General features: G+C 62.8%; 5 protein-coding genes. 3 read left to right on the top strand and 2 right to left on the bottom strand.

Annotated elements, in window-relative coordinates:
- Nucleotides 1-202: 202 nt before the first annotated feature.
- Nucleotides 203-982 (bottom strand): SDR family oxidoreductase, encoded by a 780-nt coding sequence (locus EN991_RS23885; protein ID WP_027161489.1) that lies wholly within the window; start codon nt 980-982, stop codon nt 203-205.
- Nucleotides 983-1,100: 118 nt separating this feature from the next.
- Between EN991_RS23885 and EN991_RS23880 the strand changes: the two genes are divergently transcribed.
- Both EN991_RS23880 and EN991_RS23875 read left to right on the top strand, forming a co-directional pair.
- On the top strand, nt 1,101-1,916 hold the full coding sequence (locus EN991_RS23880) for a UDP-2,3-diacylglucosamine diphosphatase (protein ID WP_027161490.1): 816 nt from the start codon (nt 1,101-1,103) through the stop codon (nt 1,914-1,916).
- A gap of 124 nt (nt 1,917-2,040) precedes the next feature.
- Nucleotides 2,041-3,255 carry an MFS transporter gene (locus EN991_RS23875; protein ID WP_027161491.1) on the top strand — a complete coding sequence of 405 codons (1,215 nt, stop codon included), beginning with the start codon at nt 2,041-2,043 and terminating at the stop codon, nt 3,253-3,255.
- On the opposite strand, the gene dgcA is transcribed toward EN991_RS23875, so the two are convergent.
- Nucleotides 3,226-4,209 (bottom strand): N-acetyl-D-Glu racemase DgcA, encoded by a 984-nt coding sequence (dgcA, locus tag EN991_RS23870; protein WP_027161492.1) that lies wholly within the window; start codon nt 4,207-4,209, stop codon nt 3,226-3,228. The genes EN991_RS23875 and dgcA overlap by 30 nt on opposite strands.
- A 76-nt stretch (nt 4,210-4,285) precedes the next feature.
- Between dgcA and EN991_RS23865 the strand changes: the two genes are divergently transcribed.
- Nucleotides 4,286-4,716 (top strand): STAS domain-containing protein (locus EN991_RS23865; protein WP_127369684.1); only part of this gene is annotated, 431 nt, incomplete at its 3' end.

Genomic DNA, 4,716 nt, shown 5'->3' with positions numbered 1-4,716 from the left:
ACAGCTTTTTGCTCTCGCCTTCCATGCGGCCACTCCCTCGAAATCTGCCTGGAGATTCCCTTTTAGCATGCAGCCGTGGCTTTTCGCGACGCTAATTGACGCGCCGGCGGCAATACCCGGCGGCGCGTAGAAGACCTCGAATAATCAAATACTTATGACGATTTTCTGACGGACGGCTCCGACCGTTTCACGGATAAGTTGATCAAAAGGCGCTGACGTAAAGACCACCATCGACCGGTATGTTCTGCCCGGTCAGATAGCCGGCATGGACCGAGCACAGGAAGGCGCAGATCTGGCCGAACTCCTCCGGCGTGCCGAGCCGCTTGGCCGGAACATCGGCGCTGATGCGGGTCTTGCGCGCGGCTGCGGCCTCAGGGCTTTCGACTGTGCCGGCCTCATGCGGGCCGCGCAGCCGGTCGGTGTCGAGCTTGCCCGGCAGAAGGCTGTTGATGGTGACGTTGCGGTCGACAACCGTTCTGGCCACGCCGGCAAGGAACGAGGTCAGGCCGGCACGCGCGCCGGACGACAGGTCGAGGCCGGGAATGGGCACATAGACCGACAGCGAGGTGATGTTGACGATGCGACCGAAGCCGCGCGCCGCCATGCCGTCCAGCACGGCCTGCACGAGCTCGATCGGAGTCACCATGTTCTGGGTAACGCCTTCGAGGATCTTTTCGCGATCGAGCGTGCGGAAGTCGCGAAGCGGCGGTCCGCCATTGTTGTTGACCAGGATGTCCGGCTCGGGGCAAGCCACGAGCAGCGCCTTCTGCACCTCCGGCTTCGAGACGTCGCCGACGACTTCCGTCACCGTGACGCCATAGCGCTCGCGCAACTCAGCGGCGGTTTTCGCCACCAGCTCCGCATTGCGTCCGTTGACGACAATGTCGCAGCCGGCTTCCGCCAGCGCCATGGCGCAACCGCGCCCAAGTCCCTTGCTCGAAGCGCAGACGATGGCCTTCTTTCCGCGGATACCGAGATCCATGACGATTTCTCCTGTGATTTGGCCGGCAAGCTAGTCCTTCGGCTGGACCAATCGCAACCGTCATACGGTTGTTGCATGACTCGGGGCATAGGCTCGCGAAAGCAACGGTGAAATCGCGATGTCCGGCCAAGAGCCCCGCACTTTCCGCAGCATGTTCATTTCCGACGTCCATCTGGGCTCGAAGGCGGCCAAGGCCGAGTTCCTGATCGATTTCCTTCGATATCACGATGCCGATATCATCTATCTGGTGGGTGACATCGTTGATGGCTGGCGGCTGCGGCGGAGCTGGCATTGGCCGCAAAGCCACAACGACGTCGTGCAGAAACTGCTGCGCAAGGCGCGCAAGGGCGCCACCATCACCTACATCGCCGGCAACCATGACGAGTTCGCCCGCCAGTTCCAGGGCGTGCATTTCGGCGGCATCGTCGTTGCCGATCGCGCCATCCACGAGACCGCCGACGGCAAGCGGCTGCTCGTCATCCATGGCGACCAGTTCGACACCGTGGTCCACAATGCGCGCTGGCTCGCCTATCTCGGTGACCACGCCTATGACGCGGCCATGCTGGTCAACCGCGTGGTGACGCGGCTGCGCCAACTGCTCGGCCTGCCTTATTGGTCGTTTTCGTCCTGGGCCAAGCACAACGTCAAGAAGGCGGTGAACTTCATCGGCTCGTTCCAGACCATGCTTGCCGACGAGGCGCGCCGTTCGCATGTCGATGGCGTCATCTGCGGCCACATCCATCATGCCGTCATCGAAAATTTTGGCGATGTCCAGTACATCAACACCGGCGACTGGGTGGAAAGTTGTACGGCTGTGGTCGAGCATTTTGACGGCCGCATGGAAATCCTGACCTGGGCGCAGGTGCTGCCCGAGGCGCCGGACGAGCCCTTTATCCCGCTGCTCATCGAGGACCGGGTAGGGCAGGCGGCCTAGTCCGAAGTCCTTTCGGGCTTCGGAATCAATCAATTAGTCCAACCGGTTTCGTCCGGTTTTCGTCCATGTTAAGGGATCGATACGCGTTGCCCTCCGGTCGAATACAGCGCGATTGGATCGATTCATGTCCCTGCCGCAGCTCTCGCCCGAACAACTCGTCAAGCCGCGCCATTTCGAACTGCGCATGAGCCTCATCTTCGCGACGCTTTTCGTGCCGCTCGGAACGCACTTGCCGTATTTTCCGCTGTGGTTGCAGGCCAAGGGTTTTCATGCCGAGCAGATCGCGGTCATTCTGGCGGCGCCGATGTTCCTGCGCGTGGTGACGACGCCGCTGCTGACCGCGCTGGCCGACCGTGCCAGGGACCGCGCCGACGTCTATGTCGCGCTGATGGCTGCGTCGCTGCTTTTGTCGGCAGGTTATTTCCTGACACCCACCTATGCGATGGTGCTGGCGGTCTCGCTGGCGCTGACCATCGTCTGGACGCCGCATTCGCCGATCGCCGATTCGCTGGCTCTTTCTGGTGTCCGCCGCTTCGGTTCGAACTACACAAGCATGCGTAAATGGGGCTCGATTTCCTATTTGTTCGCCAATATCGCCGGCGGCTTCATTCTGTCGGTAACCGGTTCACAAGCCGTTCCGGTTATCATTCTGGTGGCGTTTGCCGCCGCCCTTGCCGCTGGCCTGCTGGCGCCGCGCCTTGGCCGTCCGCGGCGCGCCTCGCCGCTGTCGGCCACCGACATCCAGCATTCAGCGCCGAAGCTTCTCAACCCGTATTTCCTGTATTTCTCCATGGGCGTCGGCGTCATCACCGCCAGCCACGCATTCCTCTACGGTTTCGTCTCCATCTACTGGAAGTCGATCGGCCTCGGTGATTCGGTAGTCGGTCTCTTATGGGCTTGGGGCGTGGTGTCGGAAGTCTGCATGTTCATGATGTTCACCCGCTTTTTCGACCGGTTCTCCGTCGTGTCGGTCATGGTGATGGCCGGAATCGGCTCCATCGTGCGCTGGATCGCCTTTCCGCTGGTCTGGCCGCTCGGCCTCGGCATTCCCGGCTTCTTCGCTGTCCAGTCGCTGCACTCGGTCTCGGTGGCGCTGGGGCTGATCGGGCTGCAGAAGATGATCGGCGAAACGATCTCCGAGGAGCGGACAGGTGCCGCGCAAGGCATCGCCTATTTCTCCAACGGCTTCTTCATGGCGGTGGTGACGCTGGCGTCCGGCCCGCTCTACGACCGTCTCGGTGTCGACGGCTTCTTTGCCATGATCCCGATTGCGTTGATCGGACTGGCGCTGATCGGCCTTGCTGCGCGCTCAGCCCCAGAGCGCCGTATCGGGCGGTGACACCAGCGATCCCTGGTAGACAAGGCCCGGTACCCGGTCGCGGGCAAGCAGCAGCGGACCGTCGAGGTCGACGAAATCGGCATGCTGGGCAAGCAGCACCGCTGGCGCCATCGCCAATGAGGTGCCGACCATGCAGCCGACCATCACGCCGAAACCGAGTTCGCGGGCGCGATCGCGCAGCACCAGTGCCGCAGTCAGCCCGCCCGACTTGTCGAGCTTGATGTTGACGGCATCGTAGAGACCGACAAGCGCTTCGAGATTCTTAGCCTCGTGCACGCTTTCATCGGCGCAGATCGGCACCGGATGCGCGATATGGCGCAGGATCTCGTCATGACCGGCCGGCAGCGGCTGTTCGATCAGCGCGATGCTTTGTTCGGCGGCAAAGGCGAGGTTCGCAACGATGTTGTCGTCGCTCCAGCCCTCATTGGCGTCGAGGATGATGCGGCTGTCTGGCGCTGCCTGCCTGACCGCGCGGATGCGGGCAATGTCGTTGTCGCCGCCGATCTTGACCTTGAGCAGCGGCCTCGCGGCATTGGCGCGGGCCTGCGCCGCCATCGCCTCCGGCTCGCCCAGCGACAGCGTGTAGGCGGTTTCGAGCGCCTGCAAGGGAACAGCGCCTATCGCAACCGCCACCGATGTTCCGCTGAGCTTCGCCTCCAGATCCCATAGGGCGCAGTCTATGGCGTTGCGGGCGGCTCCGGCCGGCATGGCATCGAGCAAGGCGCTGCGGCTGATGCCATCGGCGATCCGGCCGCGCATGGCGTCGATCGCCTCGCGCACGCCCTCAATCGTCTCGCCATAGCGCTTGTAGGGGACGCATTCGCCGCGGCCGAAATGGCCGCCGTCGCTGATCGTGCAGGAGATCACTTCGGCTTCGGTCTTGGAACCGCGCGAAATGGTGAAGGTTCCGGCGATGGGAAAACGCTCGGCCTCGACCGAAATGACACGCGCCATATTTTTCTGCTCCTGCTGTGCGACAAGCGTTGTCGGCAAATCGACAGGTCAGACCCGTCAGGCTAAACAGGACGCCATGTTGACCATCGGCAAGCGCGACGCAAGCGGCACGACCGCAGGGGAGGCTGACCACGAACCGCGCGTGGCGATCGGCGAGGAGGACGGCGTTCTTGGCTGCGCTTTCTCCGGAATCTGGACGACACGGACCGTTGCACTCGTCGACGCCGACATGCGCAAGATCGAAAAGCGAAGCGGCTTCAAAACCTTGGCGCTCGATGTTTCCAAGATCGAGAAGATGGACACTGCCGGCGCCTGGCTGATCGACCGGCTGGTCAGCGCCTTCGAGAAGAAGGGTGTCGAAATCCAGATGCAAGGCCAGAGCGAGATCGCTTCGATCCTGCTCGAAGCTGTCGGCGAGGCCGTGCGGCGCGAACCCGAATCCGGCCCGGTGCGACCGCCCAACATCGTCATTCGCGCGCTGGAGGCGGTTGGCCGCCGGGTCTACGA

Source organism: Mesorhizobium sp. M7A.F.Ca.US.005.03.2.1 (assembly GCF_003997795.1).
Taxonomy (GTDB): Bacteria; Pseudomonadota; Alphaproteobacteria; order Rhizobiales; family Rhizobiaceae; genus Mesorhizobium; species Mesorhizobium ciceri.
This window is presented reverse-complemented; position numbering and strand designations above follow the sequence as displayed.